The sequence below is a fragment of the Natrarchaeobaculum sulfurireducens genome, from assembly GCF_003430825.1.
In the GTDB taxonomy this organism is placed as follows: Archaea; Halobacteriota; Halobacteria; order Halobacteriales; family Natrialbaceae; genus Natrarchaeobaculum; species Natrarchaeobaculum sulfurireducens.
Map to the genome: position 1 here is coordinate 1,299,467 of NZ_CP024047.1, position 20,315 is coordinate 1,319,781.

The 20,315-nt window shown below is 60.2% G+C and carries 20 protein-coding genes and 1 tRNA gene; 13 read left to right on the top strand and 8 right to left on the bottom strand.

The genetic code is table 11. The features are described 5' to 3' along the window. Positions 1-50: 50 nt before the first annotated feature. Both AArc1_RS07595 and coxB read right to left on the bottom strand, forming a co-directional pair. The gene (locus tag AArc1_RS07595; RefSeq protein ID WP_117363802.1) at positions 51-2,513 is read right to left on the bottom strand and encodes a cbb3-type cytochrome c oxidase subunit I; all 2,463 of its coding nucleotides are present in this window, start codon (positions 2,511-2,513) and stop codon (positions 51-53) included. Beyond that, complete coding sequence (gene coxB / locus AArc1_RS07600) at positions 2,510-3,550, bottom strand: cytochrome c oxidase subunit II (protein WP_117363803.1); 1,041 nt, start codon at positions 3,548-3,550, stop codon at positions 2,510-2,512. The genes AArc1_RS07595 and coxB overlap by 4 nt, the downstream gene beginning before the upstream one ends. A 381-nt stretch (positions 3,551-3,931) precedes the next feature. Between coxB and AArc1_RS07605 the strand changes: the two genes are divergently transcribed. From AArc1_RS07605 to AArc1_RS07635, 7 genes are all read left to right on the top strand, one after another. Beyond that, a complete protein-coding gene (locus AArc1_RS07605; RefSeq protein WP_117363804.1) occupies positions 3,932-4,216 on the top strand; it encodes an amphi-Trp domain-containing protein in 285 nt (94 codons plus the stop codon). A gap of 56 nt (positions 4,217-4,272) precedes the next feature. Then, complete coding sequence (locus tag AArc1_RS07610) at positions 4,273-4,908, top strand: adenylate kinase (RefSeq protein ID WP_117363805.1); 636 nt, start codon at positions 4,273-4,275, stop codon at positions 4,906-4,908. Positions 4,909-5,238: 330 nt separating this feature from the next. Beyond that, positions 5,239-6,186, top strand: coding sequence for a DUF106 domain-containing protein (locus AArc1_RS07615; protein WP_117363806.1), 948 nt, complete (start codon positions 5,239-5,241; stop codon positions 6,184-6,186). Between the two features lie 134 nt (positions 6,187-6,320). Beyond that, positions 6,321-6,896 carry a (d)CMP kinase gene (gene cmk, locus AArc1_RS07620; protein WP_117363807.1) on the top strand — a complete coding sequence of 192 codons (576 nt, stop codon included), beginning with the start codon at positions 6,321-6,323 and terminating at the stop codon, positions 6,894-6,896. A gap of 4 nt (positions 6,897-6,900) precedes the next feature. Then, the gene (locus AArc1_RS07625) at positions 6,901-7,809 is read left to right on the top strand and encodes an RNA-guided pseudouridylation complex pseudouridine synthase subunit Cbf5 (RefSeq protein WP_267130095.1); all 909 of its coding nucleotides are present in this window, start codon (positions 6,901-6,903) and stop codon (positions 7,807-7,809) included. 376 nt (positions 7,810-8,185) lie between these two features. Beyond that, positions 8,186-8,256 (top strand) — tRNA-Pro (locus AArc1_RS07630). A 176-nt stretch (positions 8,257-8,432) separates the two neighbouring features. Further along, complete coding sequence (locus AArc1_RS07635; protein WP_228442407.1) at positions 8,433-8,741, top strand: DUF7692 domain-containing protein; 309 nt, start codon at positions 8,433-8,435, stop codon at positions 8,739-8,741. Positions 8,742-8,965: 224 nt separating this feature from the next. On the opposite strand, the gene AArc1_RS07640 is transcribed toward AArc1_RS07635, so the two are convergent. The 3 genes from AArc1_RS07640 to AArc1_RS18685 all read right to left on the bottom strand — a co-directional run bounded on the left by AArc1_RS07640 (position 8,966) and on the right by AArc1_RS18685 (position 10,302). Further along, entirely contained in the window at positions 8,966-9,616 is a 651-nt protein-coding gene (locus AArc1_RS07640; protein WP_117363809.1) for a type IV pilin, read from the bottom strand. A 156-nt stretch (positions 9,617-9,772) separates the two neighbouring features. Next, positions 9,773-9,898: a hypothetical protein gene (locus AArc1_RS19490; RefSeq protein WP_267130096.1), complete on the bottom strand. Its 126-nt coding sequence runs from the start codon at positions 9,896-9,898 to the stop codon at positions 9,773-9,775. Between the two features lie 245 nt (positions 9,899-10,143). Next, positions 10,144-10,302, bottom strand: a complete 159-nt coding sequence (locus AArc1_RS18685) for a hypothetical protein (RefSeq protein WP_154670611.1) — start codon at positions 10,300-10,302, stop codon at positions 10,144-10,146. A gap of 456 nt (positions 10,303-10,758) precedes the next feature. Here AArc1_RS18685 and AArc1_RS07650 point away from each other — a divergent pair, with 456 nt between their 5' ends. The 3 genes from AArc1_RS07650 (at position 10,759) to AArc1_RS07660 (ending at position 12,580) form a co-directional block, all read left to right on the top strand. After that, positions 10,759-11,013 (top strand): hypothetical protein, encoded by a 255-nt coding sequence (locus AArc1_RS07650; protein ID WP_323368563.1) that lies wholly within the window; start codon positions 10,759-10,761, stop codon positions 11,011-11,013. 112 nt (positions 11,014-11,125) lie between these two features. Continuing rightward, the gene (locus AArc1_RS07655) at positions 11,126-11,938 is read left to right on the top strand and encodes an Nmad3 family putative nucleotide modification protein (RefSeq protein WP_117363811.1); all 813 of its coding nucleotides are present in this window, start codon (positions 11,126-11,128) and stop codon (positions 11,936-11,938) included. Between the two features lie 117 nt (positions 11,939-12,055). Further along, a complete protein-coding gene (locus AArc1_RS07660) occupies positions 12,056-12,580 on the top strand; it encodes an acyltransferase (RefSeq protein WP_117363812.1) in 525 nt (174 codons plus the stop codon). 209 nt (positions 12,581-12,789) lie between these two features. Here the strand turns inward: AArc1_RS07660 and AArc1_RS07665 are convergent, their stop codons facing one another. Beyond that, the gene (locus tag AArc1_RS07665; RefSeq protein WP_117363813.1) at positions 12,790-13,959 is read right to left on the bottom strand and encodes an NAD(P)/FAD-dependent oxidoreductase; all 1,170 of its coding nucleotides are present in this window, start codon (positions 13,957-13,959) and stop codon (positions 12,790-12,792) included. An 83-nt stretch (positions 13,960-14,042) separates the two neighbouring features. Next, complete coding sequence (gene rocF, locus AArc1_RS07670) at positions 14,043-14,960, bottom strand: arginase (RefSeq protein ID WP_117365817.1); 918 nt, start codon at positions 14,958-14,960, stop codon at positions 14,043-14,045. 94 nt (positions 14,961-15,054) lie between these two features. On the opposite strand from rocF, the gene AArc1_RS07675 reads away from it, so the two are divergent. From AArc1_RS07675 to AArc1_RS07685, 3 genes are all read left to right on the top strand, one after another. Continuing rightward, positions 15,055-15,735: a metal-dependent transcriptional regulator gene (locus AArc1_RS07675; protein ID WP_117363814.1), complete on the top strand. Its 681-nt coding sequence runs from the start codon at positions 15,055-15,057 to the stop codon at positions 15,733-15,735. Positions 15,736-15,895: 160 nt separating this feature from the next. Then, on the top strand, positions 15,896-16,831 hold the full coding sequence (locus AArc1_RS07680) for a ZIP family metal transporter (protein ID WP_117363815.1): 936 nt from the start codon (positions 15,896-15,898) through the stop codon (positions 16,829-16,831). Between the two features lie 147 nt (positions 16,832-16,978). After that, positions 16,979-17,512, top strand: a complete 534-nt coding sequence (locus tag AArc1_RS07685) for an Rrf2 family transcriptional regulator (RefSeq protein ID WP_117363816.1) — start codon at positions 16,979-16,981, stop codon at positions 17,510-17,512. 328 nt (positions 17,513-17,840) lie between these two features. Here AArc1_RS07685 and gyrA read toward each other — a convergent pair whose 3' ends face one another. Further along, positions 17,841-20,315: a DNA gyrase subunit A gene (gene gyrA, locus AArc1_RS07690; protein WP_117363817.1), complete on the bottom strand. Its 2,475-nt coding sequence runs from the start codon at positions 20,313-20,315 to the stop codon at positions 17,841-17,843.

Consider the following 20,315-nt stretch of genomic DNA (forward strand, 5'->3'; position numbering starts at 1 on the left):
CTGGAGACAGGTTGCAAAAACCGAACTCGAAACGAGGGAGCGCCGAGGCGCTACATCAGGTAGAACAGCGGGAAGAGGAACACCCAGACGATGTCGACGAAGTGCCAGTAGAGGCCGAAGAACTCCACTGGACGGTGGTCTTCCATGTAGGCGTCGATGCTCACGATCCGGTAGATCATGAACAGGGCGATCAGCACGCCGATGATGACGTGCAGCGCGTGGAGTCCAGTCGTCACGAAGTAGATGGAGTGTTCGACGCTAGTCCACCAGTACTCGCCGATCTGGAACTTGTAGTTGTACTCGTAGGCTTTAACGCCCATGAACGTGAGCGCAAGCAGGAGTGTCGCACCCATCGCACCGAGCAGTCCCTTCTTGTTCTGGCGTTCGGCGAACACCAGTGCCAGGATGACCGTGAAGCTCGAGGTCAACAGCACGTAGGTGTTCAGCAGGCCGGGCCAAGAGGCAAAGGGCACAGTGGTCCACTCGCCCCAGCCGTGGTGCAAACGCATGAAGATGTACGCGCCGATGATCGCCCCGAAGACGATCACGTCAGAGGCGAGGAACACCCAGACACCCAGCTTCGTGTTGCCGACACCCTCGAACGGCCAGCGCTCGGCGATGGCCATCTCGGGGGCGTTGAACTCCTCGACACCGAACTTGAACAGCGTGACCCCGAGCAAGACGAGGCCGAGTGCCGTCAGCGCCAGATACATGACGTTCGGGTCGGGTGCGCCGACGACGGCGTGGTCACGTGCATCAGCGAACTCGACGAGGTACGACGTGATCCCCGATAGGCCGAGGAAGAAGACGAACGTCGCGACGCCGATCCCGAACGGCCAGATGCTCGCGTGGTCGGCGTGTTCTTCCTCGTGACCGATGGCGTCGGCTTCCGCACTGTGTGCGACGCCGCCGTCGGTTGCCGCTTTCGTCTCGTCGACGAACTCGAGTCGACCGGTCGCGTAGCTCGGACGACCACCCCAGTTCTCGAGCGGAGGCGGCGAGGGAACGGCCCACTCGGCAGTGCGGGAGTACTCCCACGGATTGTCGGGTGCGTCAGGGCCGTACTTCAGGCTGTGTAGCAGGGTCCCGATCAGGATGAGGAACGAGGCACCGAAGACGAACGCCCCGACCGTCGAGATCTGGTGATAAATCTGCATTCCCTCGGCGAAGTGAAAGACACGCCGGGGCGTCTCCCAGGCGAGGAACTGCGGGAAGTACAGGAGGTTGAAGCCGATGAAGTAGACGGCGAAGTTGAGCTTCCCGAGCGCCTCAGAGTACATCTTTCCGGTGATCTTCGGCCACCAGTAGTAGAGGCCGCCGATCAACGCCGTTGCACCCGAGACCATCACGTAGTGGAAGTGGGCGACGACCCAGTAGGTGCCACGGAACTCGTAGTCGAGTACGACGGCACCAAGGAAGACCCCGGTGATGCCTCCGAGGATGAACAACACGAGTGCGCCAAGGGTAAACAGGAACGGCGTCGTAAACCGAACCCGGCCTTTGACCATCGTGTAGATGAGCGCGAAGACCATCAGGTCGAACGGTAACGAAATCCCGATGGTCGTCGCCATCATCAGCGTCTTGATCTCGAGGTTGATCGTCGTCAGGAACATGTGGTGCATCCAGACGAGGAACGACTGGACGGCCACGAGGACCATCGAGATGATGACCCACTTCCGGCCGACGAGCCGTCGTCCTGTAAACGTCTGGAACGTCTCGAACATGATCCCGAGCGCGGGGAAGAAGACGATATACACCTCCGGGTGACCGAAGAACCAGAACAGATGCGCCCACAACAGGCCGGAGCCCTGCTCAGCGGCGAAGTACTGGGTCAGGAACAGCCGGTCGGACAGCTGCAACAACAACGCCGCGAGCAGCGCAGCGAACGCGAACAACATCATCCAGACCGTCAGCAGCCACGACCAGGTGAAAAGGGGCATATTCCAGAGACCCAGCCCCTCAGCACGCGAACGGTGGATCGTGACCATGAAGTTCACGGTACCGATCGTGATCGAAATAGTAAATAGCGTCAGACCAAGGATGGTCGCGTTCCCGCCGGTCGTCGCCTGCATCGCAGGGGTATAGGTTGGAACGTTAAGCGGTGCGTACATCGTCCAGCCACCGGCGAACGTTCCACCCTGGAAGAACGAGATACCCACTAACAGCCCCGAGAACAGGTAGAACCAGTACGTCAGGGCGTTCAGGCGTGGGAACGCGAGGTCGTCAGCTCCGATCTGGAGTGGGACGAAGTAGTTCGCAAACCCTGCCGCGAACGGCGAGAGGAACAGGAACACCATCGCGAACCCGTGGGCCGTAACGGCCTGATTGAACTGATCGCCGTCAAGCAGCCCGACACCACCCGCTTCCCAGAGGTGTGCTCGGAAGAGTAAGGCGAGAACACCACCGAACAGGAGGAAGAACAGCGCGGTGATCAGGTAGAGGATTCCGACGTCTTTGTGGTTCGTCGTAACGAGCCACCGCTTGACCGAGGTCATCGGCGGGAGGTCACTCATTCGTCGTCACCTCCATCGTCGCTCTGTTCCTCGTCGTCAGCCGATTCGTCGTCGGTGTCTTCATCGTCGGTATCGTCGTCCGTTTCGTTTTCTTCGTCATCGTCGGCTTCACCGTCCGAAAGCTCGAGCGTGAAGGTCTCGTCGGTCGGACCGGTGAAGTCGATAGAGTCTTCGACGTCTTCGAACTCGTCGTCGATCGACGAAACCGTCACGTCGTACGGTCCACCCTGCTCGATTTCGTCGATCGTGATCGAGCCGTTTTCGAACTCGTCGTCGCTGTACGTGAAGCTGAGGTCCTCATCGAACTCCTCGTTCTCTTCGTGTTCGAGGGCGAGTTCGAAGCCGTCAGTAACTCGTTGTTCGTTCTCGTCCTCGAGGGTGATCGTCAGGGTCAGCTGGTCGTCAACCCATTGTTCGTACTCTTCTGGCGGGAGAACCGTCACGTCAGCGACCATGCCGGAGTGTCCGGTACCACACAGCTCGAAACACTCAGCGACGTGCTCGCCGGGTTCTTCGGCAATGAACCAGGTGTCGTCGTACTCACCGGGGATCGAGTCGGCTTTCACCCGTAGGTCCGAGATGCCGAACGAGTGCCAGACGTCAGTCGAGGTCACTTCGATCCAGATCGGCTCATCAGCAGGGATGACCATATCGTTGGTCGTCTCGATACCGTTGTCGTAGTAGAAGTCCCAACCGAACGCCCAGCCTTCGATATCCATCTCGATCGCATCTTCAGGATTGTTGTCCGGGCCATCCTCGACGTAGAGCAGCATGCCGTACGTCCAGACGACCAGCGAGATGACGATGATGGCACTCAAGCCAAACGATAGGAACAGTTTTTTTCCGCCTTTACCACCTGTCGGTAATTCCCCAAGGGTTGGCAGATCGTCGTCGTCGTCGTCGACCTCGCCAGTATCACGATACTTGTACGCGTTGTACAGTGTATACGCGATCACGACGACGCCGACGAGCGTCCCGAGTCCGAGGAAAACAAGGAAGATATCCTCGAACACGTCAACGCGCGTCTGCACCTCCATCGGGGTTGCTATTGCGCTGTAGATTGTATTCACCTCTATTGAAGTCCGTCTATATGTCGGTCGATGGTTGCCGGGACCACTTATCTATTTGGAATCCAGCCAACGGCAGTCGACGGACCAGGTGACTGCCGGGCGGTTCGGCGACGCGGCGTCGACGCCCCCATTTTACGGCCCGCTATACGACCCGTAGGGTTGCTCCCTCTTTTCTTTATCGTTATTTCACGATCTTATTGTCAGGTATAAACGCCGAAAGACTCCCTTAGGAGCCATTTCCCGAACTCGTTCGGCTCGATCAACCTCGAGTTCAACGGGTAAAACTGGACTCTGCATTTCGCGCGCGCTTGCAAAAGAGTCTATATCACCCATCGCGAAAATACGCGTATGCCAGAAGAGGTTCTATTCAAGTTCGAGCGCCGAATGTCGACCGACGACATCGCGGCGTACCTTCGCACCGTCGCAGACAACCTCGAGAGCGGCGAGTCGATCTCGCTCGAGGCCGGGGGCGAATCCGTGACGATGGACCCCCCCGCCCGTCCAACCTTCGAGATCAAAGCCGAGCGCGAAACCTCGAGCTCCAGCGGCCCCGCCGAACTCAGCATCGAGTTCGAACTCGAGTGGGACGAGGGCGAGGAAAACGGTGAGGGCGGCGACCTACGAATCGACTGACTGATCTCCAGCCGTATTTCTTTAAGCCTTTATGCAGTGGTGGAGAACGACACCGTATGGCACAGCCACGAATCCTGATCCTGGGTGCCCCAGGTGCAGGCAAAGGGACCCAGAGCGCAAAGATCACCGAGGAGTTCAACGTCGAGCACGTCACGACTGGCGACGCTCTCCGGTCGAACAAGGAGATGGACATCTCCGAGATGGACACCGAGTATGACACTCCTGGCGAGTACATGGACCAAGGAGAACTCGTCCCCGACGAGGTCGTCAACGCCATCGTCGACGAGGCGCTCTCGCAAGCGGGCGGCTTCGTCCTCGACGGCTACCCGCGCAACCTCGAGCAGGCCGAAGAACTCGAGGACATGACCGATCTGGACATCGTGCTCATGCTCGACGTCAGCGAAGAGGAGCTCGTCCACCGTCTGACCGGCCGTCGGATGGACCCCGAGACGGGCGATATCTACCACGTCGAGTACAATCCCCCGGAGGACGACGAAGTCGAGGAACGACTCGTCCAGCGCGACGACGACGACGAAGAAACCGTCCGCGAACGACTCGGCGTGTACCGGGAGAACACCGAACCGGTGATCGAACACTACGAAGAACAGGGCGTGCTCGAGCGCGTCGATGGCGAGCAGGCACCCGACGAGGTCTGGGAAGCGGTCAAAAAGACGATCGAAGACGCTGCGTAGGCCCGATTAATCGCTTTGGATATCGACTTCGTGTTCGGCGATAGTGAGATAGTGAATTTGTGGGGGCAGCTGGCAATTCTCTGGGTAGGAATCACTATACGAGTCAGATAATTGGGTCGTCTGGTCAAACAGTTCAAGACCGTTCACGACACAACAACAGCGAGGGCTCGAGCCCGATACGACGAACCCAAGCCCGATGGAATCGGTCGGAATGAGACCACACGAGCGATCACGTGCGGGAAAACGGTCAGTCGACGTGAGATGCTGGCGCTCGATCACGCAGCACGGAAGATAAACACTTGTATACCGTACGTGCGCTAGCACAAGCAGATGACGCGTACAGCCGAGAAGATCAATGCCCTCGTCCGCGAGGATGGTTCGATGGTCGACGCCCTCGAGGCCATCCGTGAGACGGCCGACGAGAACGGCGGGGAGGTCCAGTGGGGGGACGTCAGCGACGAACTCACGAGCGGCCAGTGGGGGCGACTGATCGAGAAGGGCGTGTTGGTCGACGGCGACGAAGGATTCGAGATCGCCGACCGCGAGGCCTACGACGAGGCGCTCGACGGCGATACCGACTCGATTGTCCCTGACGTCGATATCGACGATGAGGAGACGAAGTGGTCTCAGTGGGACAAACTGGCCGCCGTCGGCTCGGTCCTGTTGATGATCGGGTACTGGCTCGAGTCGGTTCGTGAGACCGTTGGTGGTGCAATCGATCTGGTGATGGCGCCGCTCGATGCCGCGTTGCCGTTTTATGCCGTAATCCTCGCAGTGTCGATGCTGACCGGCCTCTACTCGACGCTCCTGCAAGCGAACCTGATGAACCCGGAGATCATCGGAAAGTACCAACAGCGGATGAAGTCGATGCAGGAGAAACAGAAAGACGTCAAAGAGCGCAAGGAGGCAGCCGAAGAGCGCGGCGCGAGCGAAGCCGAACTCGAGCGCCTCGAGAACGAGATGGAAGAAGTCCGCGAAGAGCAGATGGAGGCCATGGCCGAGAACATGGGGATGTTCAAAGAGCAGTTCCGGCCGATGGTCTGGATCATGCTGTTTACCATTCCGCTGTTCCTCTGGATGTACTGGAAGATCCTCGGCGGGCACATCAGCGATGCGGAGATGATCATGGTCATGCCGATCGCTGGTGAAGTCGCGCTCAATGAAGGACTGCTCGGCCCGATGTGGGCGTGGATTATCTGGTACTTCCTCTGCTCGATGGGCTTTACCCAACTCCTGCGGAAGGCACTGAACATCGACATGACGCCAACGGGCGCCTAAGCTGGCCCCTCCCGTCGGCTGTCGCTCGGCTGTTTCGTTGGAATCGGATGCACCCCTCGAGCAACTGGCTCTCCGGACGGAGTCGCGTGCTCGTGTTTCAAAACCCATTTTACCGGCCACGACGCAGTTCACATATGTTACTCACCGTCTCCGGCCCGCCAGGGAGCGGGAAGAGCACGACTGCGGGGTTGCTCGCCGACGCTTTCGATCTCGACCACGTTAGCGGCGGTGACATCTTTAGGGAACTGGCCGACGAGCGCGGCTATACCCCCCTCGAGTTCAACAAACTCGCCGAGGAGAACGACCAGATCGACCGCGATCTCGACCGCCGACTACGTGAAATCGCGGTCGCCGAAGACGACCTCGTGCTCGAGTCACGACTCGCGGGCTGGCTCGCCGGCGAGCAGGCGGACTTTCGGTTCTGGCTCGACGCTCCGCCGGCCGTTCGAGGCGAGCGCATCGCCGAACGCGAGGAGAAAGATCCCGTTCGGGCAACCGAAGAAACCCAGGCTCGCGAAGCGAGTGAGGCACAACGATACGAGGAGTACTACGGGATCGACATTCGTGATCTCACGATCTATGACCTCTCTGTGAACACTGCCCGCTGGGCACCCGACGCCGTATTGGACATGCTCGTCACCGCTGTCGAGGAATACGACGCCGCTGGTGATGAGGGACAACCGATCGTGGACGTCGACTACGACTTCTGATCCGATGAGTCTCCGAGGTCCACCAGACGAGCGGACGCCCGCCGAGTTACTCACGTTCGGCGTCGTCAATCTCGACAAACCGCCCGGCCCGTCTTCACATCAGGTCAGCGGCTGGCTTCGCGACGCCGTCGCCGAAACGCTCGAGGGGCGAGACGTCGACGCGTCGATCGACCAGGCGGCCCACGCGGGGACGCTCGATCCGAAAGTCACTGGCTGTTTGCCGGTCATGCTCGGCGACGCGACACGGCTTGCACAGGTCTTCCTCGAAGGATCCAAAGAGTACGTTGCCGTCCTCGAGTGTCACGCACCGGTCCCGGCTGACGCCGAATCGGTCGTCGCAGAGTTCGAGGGACCGATCTACCAGAAGCCCCCGCGCAAAAGCGCGGTCTCCCGACGCCTCCGCGTACGCGAGATTTACGACCTCGAGATACTCGAACGAGAGGAGCGTAAGTTGCTGTTGCGAATCCGTTGTGAGAGCGGCACCTACGTCCGAAAGCTCTGTCACGACCTCGGGCTGGCGCTTGGTACCGGCGGCCACATGGGTCACCTCCGGCGGACGGCAACGACACCGTTCGACGACACGGACCTTCACTCGGCCTACGAGTTCCTCGATGCGCTGGCGTTCTGGCTCGAAGACGACAATCCCGACCCCCTCTACGAGGTGGTCGACCCCGCCGAGCGAATCCTCACGGACATCCCCCAGGTCGTCATCGCTGAGTCCGCCGCGCGCGAAGTCGCGAACGGAGCGCCAGTGTACGCCCCCGGTGTCCTCGAGGTCGAACGCGGAACGACCAACGGAGACCTCGTCGCCTGTTTGACCCCGAATGGGGCGGCTGTCTGTCTCGGGACGGTCGTCGGAACCGAGGACGACGACTCTGGAGTTGTCGTCGATCTCGAGCGCGTACTCGTCTGAATAGCCGTCGAGGTCGCCGACACCTGGGGCGAGCCGATCATCGGTCGAATGCCGACGATGGGGTCGGTTCAGATGGCTCTCCCTGTCGGGTTCGATTACTCATCGGAGCGTCTACGACTGGAACTAACACCGAAGACGGTGATCTCCAAGCAGGTTCTGGCTCGACCCGGATCTCCCCGCCGTGGCGTTCGACGACTCGTTTACACAGCGCGAGGTCGATATCGGCTCTCGTGTGTTCCTCCTAACTGTGCAGTCGTTGACACACATCGATGATGTGCGTTTGACCGACCGGATCAGTTACCGAGAGCGGACCGACTGCCCCCTGGGACAATCGAAACGACACGCTTAAACGGCAGACGGTCTTCGACCTACATGCGGGACCGTGGGGTAGTGGTATCCTCTGCGGATGGGGTCCGTAGGACCCGAGTTCGACTCTCGGCGGTCCCACTCAAAATTATCTAGGTGTCTAATTCTTAGAGGCTTGGCCGCCTCTACCTGCCGAAAATCCAGTTGTCGATCTCATCACAATTCCCTCCTTTGGACAGTTTAACGAGAGGGGGTCGCCGTGAGTTTCACACCATGGACGTCAACCAGCACGTCCACCTGTCTTCACTGTGAGGTTCATGTTACTGGTCACCAACATGGCTCACAACGAGACGCCCGGCTCAGTCCGGATCCACACCGCTCAGGGCAATGAGTGGTGCTACAACGCGATCGAGAAGGCCGCACGGTTCTACGACTGCAACCGATCGAACGCCATCGCGTTCGCCTGCGAAGCCGTCAACCGCCTGGTTCGAGCAACTCGAGCCGTTCTCGAGCGTGACAATCTCACCAGATCCTGCGCCAGGAGATCGCCGAGCCGCTCTCGACTCAAGGGGATGACCTTCGACCTCGAGACCCCGGTCACAGTTACACCAAAAGGCGACGAGTGATCGATTTAGAATCGGGTACAACCACCTTCCCTTCCTCCACCTTCCTGTGGGGCTATGGGCGCGCACGGGTGGGAGACGATGACATCAAAGTTATCAACGAATTGCTATTAAGTTGTATCGAGCTATCAAAACTGGCCTGCCGAATAAAAGGCGTGAATGTGGCACGGTTGAGAGCGGATCTGCAAACAACGGTAATCGGCCAGTGCAGGTGAGCGATGGAAAGTTTAGGAGTGGTCTCTGATATCGGTTGTGGAATCGTCTATAATAACCGTATCAGTCGAGTCCTGAATTATCGTCACACTCACTTCTTCGAGATCGTCGGTGTCTTCTTCAAAGAATGTGTTGTGAAGGTTCCCAATGTCGTCTCCTTCGTCGGGTTGCTCGGGAGGCCACGCTGATTCGCCAGCAAATACAATTGCCACTTCCGACTCTTCAGTTTCGTCGACACAGTCTGGGTAATTGGTGTCTCCATCCAGCGCGATGATTATCTCGTCACCACTGCTCGCAGTTAGACCAGGATCTGCATCATCACTCGTGAATCGTCCCGATACTGTTTCATCTTCGCCGGAAGCCTCGATGAAATACTCTAGTTCGTCCGATGTGAAGTCATCACCAGCATTGTGGCTGACCGTGATGACTAAATGGTAATGAGCGCACGTATCACCGTCGTCAAGTTCTGGAACAGTGATTGGCCCGTCTGAAGCGTTCACATCTGTGATTTCGACCGAGGAAAATTGCGGAGAATCAGTCATATTTCGATCGCTAATAGCAAACGCGAAAAAAGCGACTGACGCGGCCAAGATAATGGTCAGAGCGACAATTAACACGACTCCGACTACCGATGATACTGATCGGTCCCCCAACCTTCCACTCATGTTTAAAGGTCGGACTAATTACGGCTTATAGCTATTGGCCAACGAACTATTGACAACAGATAAGTACTGTTGATTGGGGGAGCTGGCGTGTAACTTTCATGTTCTGGATGCAACAACACATCAGGAACAACACTTGTCACTACCTACTTACCTTCACTACTCATCTGCAACGACTCGAGCGAAGTCCTGAACGTCGGTGTACCGCTCGAGTTCGCGGATGCCCTCGTCGCTCACCCTACCCGTCGCAGTTTCTCGCAGGCTTCCTCGTGGCCGTCCTCGCACGCGTCTCGAGCGCGTCGCGCCGCCTCAATCCCGCCGCGTTCGGAGTCGCCGGTAATCGATGACGACGGTTGCCCTCGAGAAGTACAGCCTTGCCCAGTTAGTCGACAGTCTCCGGGTACGCATTCGGACAGGGGTGGCCCAGGCGTGATCGTCTCGGCTGCGATCGCGGAGATCGGCGAGTGCGTTGCCGGCGATCCCCGCGAGGCGATCCGGTACGATCACCACAGCGGAAGTCGAGCCAAAAGTCACTCCGGAGACGCTTCTCGTCGTTCCCAGAGGAGCGTGAGCACTAACGCCGTCCCGATTGCCGCGACGACGACGAGGACGCCGATCACCAGATAGAGCATTGGGGACGCGCCGGCTAACATGCCGACGGTCAAGGGGAACATCGCAGTCGCACTCATATGTGTTTGAAGCAACGCAACCCGCAAGTAGTTATCGTCATGTTCGAGAGGTGTACCTGTTCCGCGAGAAGCCACGTGATACCCACACGACGAGGACGGCACGACACGAGTGAGATGTCATCCACACCCTGGAGATCGAACTGACCGGTCAGCGTTCACACGCTGCCAGCATCGCCGTTCTTTCATGGCGTCTCGTTCGGGAGTCACCACAAACCAGGGCTCGAGTGCTGGCAACTCGCGACTCGAGCCAGAGTAAACGTATAACTGTTTTGGCCTGAAAGGTACCTCATAGCCAATGGTGGCAGCGAGTTACGTCGGTCGAGCGGTCGCCCCAAACCACAGCACAGGGCGAACACTCTACCGCCGGGTGCGACCTGAACGCGTGTCGGGTATCAACCGATCCCGGGAGAGAACGCGAGGAGCCGATGATCGTCCGAACGGACGGTCGGTGAGGCCATGATGGCCTGGCTCGAGGCCCATCTCACGCCCGAGGCCACGAAGACAACGCTTTATCACGCCGTCCGCCTCCTCTTTCGGCTTTACGTTGCGAGTCTCCTGCTTGCCGGCACCTACAGTGTCTTCTGGCTCGCAGAAGTCGCCGGCCTGATCCCAGAACGACTCCTCTCGACGATCTGGGTCGGCATCGCCATCATGGGGACGATCTTCCTCGTGCTCTTGATCACGCTGTTTTACACCTCGAACACCCGATAATCGGCGCTCGAGTGGTCGTCTGCGTTTCTCGAGTGCCAGCCTGCTGGCGATCTATTCGTGGCCACTGCCTCGTTCGAGACGTTTAACCTCGATCACGGGAGAGAAACGATCGATGACCGTTGTGCTCGCGGGTATCGGTGCCGACAGCACCAATCTCGGCGCGCTCGCACCGCTGTACGACGACGGACGGTTCGAGTACGTTCCGATCCCCGAAAAGACCGACCGAACGAGTGAGGCCGCGACGCTCGGCTCGTGGGAGCTACGGGACGACCGTGTCGCAGCCGACCTCACGACGCGGATCGAACCTCAGCCCGTCCGGGGGGAGGCCGAGCCGGTTACAGGCGCAGCACTCGCCGAGTGGCCGTTTCACCGCGATCCGAACTTCGAGGCACTGACCTACGGCGAGCATCGGGCCAGCGGGTACGTCTCTCGGCTTCGAGCCCTCGAACCCGGCGACGTTGTCGGCTTCTACGCTGGGCTCCGCCGGCCGGATGGCGACCGAGCACACCGCTATCTGATCGGCTACTTCACCGTCGATTCGGTGGACGTGGTGACTCCGGAGACGCCCCAACCCGAACGCAAAGCGATTCTTGCGTCCCACCCCCATAACGCCCACGCGAAACGGGCTCGAGACGGGGACCTGTATCGTTCGGAGAAGACCGTCGTCTTCATCGGCGGCCGAACGCCGGGTGGACTGTTCGACCGACACCCGATCCGGCTCAGCGACTATTATGTGAAACCGGGCAACGAGCGCCCACAGTACTACCTCCGTGACGAAATTACAACGGCCTGGGACGTTCGCGAGGGTGGCGAGAACATGATGTTCAAGCCGGCCTATCGGTGTGCGATATCGGGCGAGCGGTTCCGATCACTGGTAGGCCCACTCGAGGAGCGACGACCCGAAGACGCCGCGGTCGACCCGTGATTCGTGTCGGTGTGAACTACGGCCGACTCGTGATTCGTGTTGGCGCAAATCTCGACCGGTTCGTTTCGGTCGGATAAACCAGTCGGTTTCTTGTATCGTTCCGTCGAACATCCGTGAGTGAGCGACGACAAGTCCCGATACGATCGCGTCCGACGCCACCCGACGCCGGGACGGGGAAACTCCCTGGCTGCCTGGACGAACGCCAAGTCACCGCTCCGGGTCGCGTTCAATTACGTCTTCGTCTGGCTGGCCCGAATCGCACCGAGCCTTCGGCTCAGACGGTGGGTGCTTCGCCGGCTCGGCGTGACCGTCGGCACGGGCGTCTCCTGGGGCCTCGAGGCGACGCCCGACGTCTTCTGGCCGGAGCTACTCACACTCCACGAACACGCGATCGTCGGCTACGATGCGACGCTGCTCTGTCACGAGTTCCTCCAGGACGAGTATCGGACGGGTGAAGTCGTCGTCGGCGAACGGGCGATGGTCGGTGCGGGGGCGATCGTGCTTCCGGGTGTCGAGATCGGTGCCGACGCACAGGTCGCGGCGAACTCGCTGGTCGCCGACGACGTCGAGCCGGGGACAACCGTCGCGGGTGTGCCGGCGCGGCCGATTGGAAACGACGACAGTACCGAGGCTGACGACTGATCGGCCGCCAGCATCGACCGTTTATCGACGTTCGATAGGGAGACTAACGATTGTGAATAGGTAGCACGACGTGGCGTTGCCAGTCGACCCTGAGAACTTGCTTGGTGAAGCGGGCACGAAGACGGAATCGAAGGTGAAGCAGGGTCCGGGAACGAGAGAACGGGCCCGGAAGCAACGAGTCGTACCGTCGGGTGTGAAACTGATGTCGATTACAGCGACGACCAGGAACGACGAGCCTCGCTCCAGGAGGTGATGGTCGCGATCCAGCGGGCAGCGATAAGCTTTTTCAGGGTTTCTGCAGGGAAGCCGTCGAACGTATCGACGGGAAGTGAGATGCCCATCGCGGGCTTGATATCGTGGGCAACCGCCTGGTCGCCGACGGAGACGACGGTTCCTTTGTCGTCGAACTCCCAGGTTTTGAGCGGTCGGCCGTCGATCGCACGGGCGATGTTCTCACCGACGAGTTCGGCGGCCTGCCAGGCGGCCTGGGCGGTCGGCGGGGCGGGTCGGTCGCCTTGCTCGAGGATTGCGGAGTCGCCGATGGAGAAGACGCGCTCGTCGGAGGTCTGGAAAGTCGCCTCGGCGTTGACACGGTTGTGCTCGTTCTCGAGGTCGACGCCGTCCATGGCGTTGCGACCGGTAATGCCGCCGGTCCAGACGAGAACGTCGTGCTCGAGCGGATCGCCGTCATCGAAGTGGATGACCTCGTCGGTCGCTTCGGTGATCGGGTCGTCGGTGTGGATCTGGACGCCAGCGGTCTCGAGTTTGTCGCGAAGCGCCTGCTGGATCTCCGGGTCGTTTCCGGGGAAGATTTCGTCGAGCGCCTCGACGAGGTGGATCTCGATGGGGGCGCGGTGGGCGTCGCGGAACTCGGCGATCTCACCGGCGGTCTGAATACCGGAGAGTCCAGCGCCACCGATAACGACCTGTGCGGGGTCGCCGCGGGTCCCGTCTTTGCTGGCCGCTTTGACGGCCTCGTGGATCTCGAGGGCGTCGTCGAGGCTCTTGAGCGTCAGCGAATGCTCCTCGAGGCCGGGAATGCCGTAGTAAGCGGTCTGGCTTCCCAGCGCGACGAGGACGTAATCGTACTCGACGTCCGCTTCGTCAGCGAGTTCGACGACCTGTTCGTCGACGTCCAGGCCGGTTACTTCAGCCTGGATGAAGGTAGTCGAAGGATCGGTAATCTGGTCCACGGAGAAGGTGACGTCCGAGCGAACGTCGGGGTCACGAATGACCCGGTGAACTTCGTGTAAAACCAGGTGGTAATCGACGTCGGCGATCCACGTGATCCGCGTCTCGGTCCCGAGTTCTGATTGAAGCGTGTTAATCGCCCCAGCACCGGCATATCCGGCACCGAGTACGACGACCTTCTCAGCCATAGTACACTGTGAGTAGCACTCGGTTACAAAGGTGTTGAAACGTGTATTACATTGCCAGGGTATGTCACACCGCGGGGCGCGGGTTATAAAATGCGTTTGCCGAAAGCACTCGAGGCCAGTTCGGCGGCGAGGCCCGCGGTTTCGTTTGCCTCGTCTAGAATCGGATTCACCTCGACGACGTCCATCGATCTGACCACGTTGTCCCGATCGTGGCGTTTCGAGACCGTCTCGAGTGCGGAATGTGCTTCTCGGTAGGTTACGCCGCCGCGAACGGGCGTCCCGACCCCGGGGGCCGCGTTGGGGTCGAGCCAGTCCAGGTCGAGGCTGACGTGGATACCGTCGGTACCGGTCGTTGCAACCTCGAGTGCGTCCTCGACGACGGCCGTGATGCCGCGCTCGTCGATATCCGACATGGTAAACGCAGTCATCTCGCTGTCCCGCACCAGCGCTCGCTCACGGTCGTCGATGCTCCGGAGGCCGACGTAGGCGACCGACGACTCGCGGACGGCTGGTGCGTGAGCCCACTCGAAATCGCCGAAGACGCCGCGGCCGAGTACGGCAGCCAGGGCCATTCCGTGGACGTTTCCACTGGGAGACGTTCTGGGTGTATTGAGGTCCGCGTGGGCGTCGAACCAGATCGCTCCCAATGTCGCGTCGCGAGCCGATCCGTTCATCGAGCCGATCGCGACGGAGTGGTCACCACCGAGGACGAGCGGAAAGAGGCCGTCGTCGATCGTCCCCGCGACTTCGTCGGCGAGCCTCGAGCAGACGTCTTCGATCTCCCGGAGGAACTTTGCGTTCCCCTCGCTTGGAGGGGTCGCGTCGGGGTCGCGCTCTTCGGCGCGTGGGACGAACAGATCGCCGGCATCGACCGATTCGACGCCGGCTCGCTCGAGTTCGTCGGCGAGACCCCCATATCGGATCGCCGACGGACCCATGTCGACGCCACGGCGGTTCGCTCCGTAGTCCATCGGTGTACCGATGATTCGAACGGTAGCCATCGTCTCGCCGTTCGACGCCAACTGATTTGACCCTATCGGAGACAGCGGCGGCCGTCGACAGATTTAGGGTTAGACGGATCTAATTCGACGTACGATGATGCTGAGCGACGTGATGGAAGATTACCTCAAAGCGATCTACCAGCTCCAGCGCGAGAGCGACGAGCGAGTCAAAACCTCCGAAATCGCCGCGGAACTGGACGTCACGTCGCCGACCGTCACCAGCATGCTCGAGAAACTCGAAGACCGCGAGCTCGTCGACCGCGAGAAATATCACGGCGTCACCCTCACCGAGGAGGGCGAAACCGTCGCCCTCGAGGTCATCCGTCACCACCGACTGCTCGAGGCGTATCTCACCGAACATCTCGATTACGACTGGGCCGAGGTCCACGCCGAGGCCGACCGGCTCGAACACCACATCAGTGAGGACTTCGAGGCTCGGGTCGCAGACGTCCTCGGCGAGCCGGACGTCGACCCACACGGCTCCCCAATTCCGGGTGCCGACCTCGAGCCACCCGCTCGACCCGATGGGGCCCCCATCAGCGAGTTCACCGAAGGAGAGACCGTCGTCGTCGAGGAGGTCGCAGACCGTGACGCGGACGTGCTCGCGTATCTCGCCGACCACGGCGTCGAACCCGGCGTCGAACTCGAGATCGTCGAGGTTGCACCGTTCGGGATGGTAACGGCCAGGCCCATCGCTGGCGATGACGCGGTTTCGCTCCCTGAGTCGGTCGCCCATCACGTCCGTGTCGCACAGCCCGCTGGAGTCGACGCGTAACCGAATTCGACCCCCGACTGTTCACTTTGCCGTTTCATCAGACGATTTCGAGTGACTCGAACTCGAGTTTCGGTAGAAAAGATATATGTTTAGCCCCGTCTAAACCAGTGTCAATGAGATCGATTATCGTATTCACAGTCACCTGGGGTGATAGGTGTACATGAGTGGCCGCACGCTGTATGACCTTCCGCGGTGGGTGCTTGCGATCGGCCCGGTCGTGATTTTGCTCGCCGTCTTCGCCGTCCTCTTTCTGACGTCGCCGTTCGGCGATCTCTCTGCGGTCGACGAGGCAAGTACGCTCGAAATCGTCTGGATGCTAACGATCATCGGTGCCATCGCCGGCATCATTCCGGTCGCAATCGGAATGCTCTGGTTTCCGTTCATCCGCGACCTCGATCCCCGGTACTTACACGCATTTCTCGCACTGGCGGCCGGGGTGCTCGCATTCATCGCCGTCGAGATGACCGAGGACATGATCTTCGACTACGGACTCGAGGCCGAGAACACGATGCTCGCCGCGACCCTCGCCATCGTCGGCGTCGGTGGCACGTTCGCGATTATGTACGCCGCGAGCCAGTGGCGCCAGCGCAAGATGTCAACGTCCGAAAAGAGCGGGCTCGAGATCGCGTATCTCGTCGCGCTTGCACTCGGACTTCACAGCATCGGTGAGGGGCTCGGTATCGGCGTCGCCTACATCAACGGCGACGCGACGTTGCTCATGCTCCTGGTCCTGGCGTTCGTGATGCACAACGTCATGGAGGGGCCAACGGTCGTCGCTGCCGTCGCCCGCGACAGGGCCACGCCACCACTGCGACACTTCGCTGCGATGGGACTCATCGCGGGTGGGCCGGTTATTCTCGGCGGCTACATCGGCAGTTTCGCCCAGTCGAACCTGCTCGCCGTGTTGTTCTTTGCCATCGCAATCGGTGCCATCCTTCAGGTGCTGATCGAGGTTGCAGAACTCATTCGTTTCGACGCCGAAGCCGTCCTCACGCGGACGAACGCTGCGACGTTCACCGTCGGCTTTGCGCTCATGTTCTTACTCGAAGACGTTCTCACAGACGTCGTCCTCGAGGGGTGGCTCGTCCCAGCCTGATGCTGCCAGCCCTGCTGCTATCGATCCGATCACCTACGCAATAGCAGCCCAGGCGGACTGACGTTCTTTCGGAGTTCGATCGGCAACCACCACAACCGGAAAATCAGAACCCGCGGGTTTAAGGAATTCAAATCCGAATAATTGGCTATGTCATCTATAGAATTGACGCCGAGTCAGAAAAAAATTCTCCGCGCACTGACGAATCTCCACAAAGAGTCCGAAGATGCGATCAAAGGTGAAGACATCGCCGCACAGGTCGACCGGAACCCAGGGACGATTCGAAACCAGATGCAGAGTCTCAAAGCCCTCCAGCTTGTAGAGGGCGTACCAGGGCCGAAAGGCGGCTATAAACCCACAGCAGCCGCCTACGAAGCCCTCGAGATCCAGCAGATGGACGATCCGGCGTCCGTCCCGCTCGAACACGAAGGCGAACCCGTCGAAGACGTCATCGTCGAGGAAATCGACCTCTCGAGCGTCCACCACCCCGAACTTTGCCGTGCGGAGATCCACCTGCAGGGGACGATCGCCGACATCGCCGAGGACGACTCCATAATCGTCGGTCCGACGCCGCTTTCGAAACTCGTCGTCGAGGGAAGCGTCGACGGTAAAGACGACACCAACAACATCCTCATCCTTCGAATCGAGGACATGGTCGCACCCGCAGAAGAGCCCGAACACTGATCATATCCCCAGCTTTCGGTTTTTCTCTCGTCTATCACTGGCTCTCGGACACCATTGGGACTCGCTCACACTGCTCTCGGCGACATCTACAGAGGAAACAAGCTGAGTGCCTCGTGGCTTGATCCCGAGGCGGCCCACCGCATGAGTAGTAGTCACTGCACGTCAGTGCGCACCTGCTCGCCAGACGAATCGGCGATCAGTGTACGGATCGTTGCAGGCGGTACTACAATTACCTCGAGAAGCGTTGACGGTGTTCGACGAACGAAACTGCGGTGTCTGCTGACGGCGGTTTCGGTGGGGAACCGATGGCTGGCCAGGCTGGCCGGCGTTACTGGTCGTCGTTCGCCTCGATCGAGACTGCAGGAATTCGGTCGACGCTGGCGACGGCGTCGCTGGCCTCGACGTCCATAACGGTCACGCCCATCGTGTTCCGCCCAACCGTCGAGATCTCGTCGACTCGAGTGCGGACGATCTGGCCGTGTTCGCTCATCAAGACGAGCTGGTCGTCCTCGGAGACGGCCTTGACGGCAGTCACGCGACCGTTCCGGTCACCAGTTTTGATGTCGATCAATCCCTTGCCGTAGCGGGACTGGGTGCGATACTCCGAGAGGCGCGTCCGCTTTCCGTAGCCGTTGCGGGTGACCGTCAACAGCGCCCGGCCGTCGTCCTCGTCGGTCGCGACGAGTCCGGCGACAGCATCCTCAGCAGCGAGTTTGATACCGTTGACGCCGCGGGCATTACGCCCCATCGCTCTGACTTCTGCTTCGTCGAATCGGATCGTCATCCCCTGTTCGGTGGCGATAACCAGATCGGTCGTTCCGTCCGTAACCTCGACGTCGACGAGTTCGTCGTCCGCCTCGAGCGAGGCGGCGATCTTTCCGTTCGACTGGATGCGCTCGAACTCCTCGCCACTCGTCCGCTTGACGTAGCCGTGTTTCGTGGCCATCGTCACGAACTCGTCGTCTTCGAAGGTGTCGGTGTCGACGACGGCGGTGATCTCCTCGTCGGACTCCAGATCGAGGATGTTGACGGCCGACTTCCCGCGGGCAGTCCGGCCCATCTCGGGGATCTCGTAGGTCTTGAGGCGGTAGACTTTCCCCTGATTGGTAAAGCAAAGCAGGTAATCGTGGGTGTTCGCCCGGAAGACGGCCGAGACTCGATCACCCTCCTTGACGTCCGCACCGATGATACCTTTGCCACCTCGACCCTGGGGATCGAACTGGTCGATCGGCATCCGCTTGACGTAGTCGTCTTCGGTCATGACGACGAACACCTCTTCTTCGGGAATGAGGTCTTCGTGGGTGACCGTCCCCTCGTCTTCGATGATGGAGGTTCGACGGTCGTCGTCGTACTCGGCTTTGATCTCGCGGAGTTCGTCTTTGATGACCGAGAGCAGTTCCGTCTCGCTCTCGAGGATGGCGGTCAGTCGCTCGATTTCGGCCTGGACGTCTTCGTACTCGGATTCGATTTCTGTAGCCTCCATCGAAGTGAGGCTGCCGAGTTGCATCCGGACGATGTGGTCAGCCTGGTCCGCCGAGAAGTCGAACTGCTCGCGCAGGCCCTCCTTCGCCGTCGACCGATCCTCGCTGTTGCGGATGAGTTCGACCACGTCCTCGACGTTCTCCAGGGCCTTCAGCCGCCCCTCGAGGATGTGTGCGCGATCTTCGGCCTCGACGAGGTCGTACTCGCTGCGTCGGCGGACGACCTCCCGGCGGTGCGCGATGTACTCCTCGAGGGTCTCTTTGAGCGTGAGGACCTTCGGCTGGCCGTCGACCAGTGCGAGGTTGATGACCCCAAACGTACGCTCTAAGTGATTCTCGAGCAGTCGGTTCTTGACGATCTCGCTGTTTGCGCCGCGTTTGAGTTCGACGACGATACGGACGCCGTCGCGGTCGGATTCGTCACGCAGGTCCGAGATTCCCTCGAGGGTGCCCTCGTTGACGTCGTCAGCGATACGCTCGACGAGGCGGGCCTTGTTAGACTGGAAGGGGAGTTCGGTGATGACGATACGTTCGCGGCCGTTTTTCCACTCCTCGACATCGAACGCCGCGCGGACGCGGATGCGCCCGCGGCCGGTCTTGTACGCCGAGTAGATGGCGTCGCGGCCGACGATGTTGGCACCCGTCGGGAAATCCGGCCCCTTGACGTGCTCCATCAGGTCCTCCACCGTCGCGTCGGGGTTGTCGATCAACTCGATTGTGGCGTCGATCACCTCACCGAGGTTGTGCGGCGGGATGTTCGTCGACATCCCGACGGCGATCCCCGAGGAACCGTTGACCAGCAGGTTTGGGAACGCTGCGGGCAGGACGTCCGGTTCCTGAAGACGGTCGTCGTAGTTCGAGGAGAAGTCAACGGTATCCTTGTCGATGTCCTCGAGTAACTCTTCGGCGATGGCGTCCATCCGGGCCTCCGTGTATCGCTGGGCGGCCGGTGGGTCGCCGTCCATCGAGCCGAAGTTCCCCTGGCCATCGACCAGCGGATAGCGCATCGAGAAATCCTGTGCCATTCGGACGAGCGTGTCGTAGATCGCCTGGTCGCCGTGTGGGTGGTAGTCACCCATTGTCTCGCCGACGATCGAAGACGACTTGCGGTGAGAGGAGCCACTGGTAACGCCCATCTCGCCTATCGCATATAGGATGCGCCGATGGACGGGTTTGAGGCCGTCTTCGACTCTCGGGAGTGCACGACCCGCGATGACGGACATCGCGTAGTCGATGTAGCTCTGTTCCATCTCGTCCTCGATGCGGACGTTCTCGACTGTCCGTGCCTCGATATCGGTCGGATCGGGTACGTCTGAACTCAT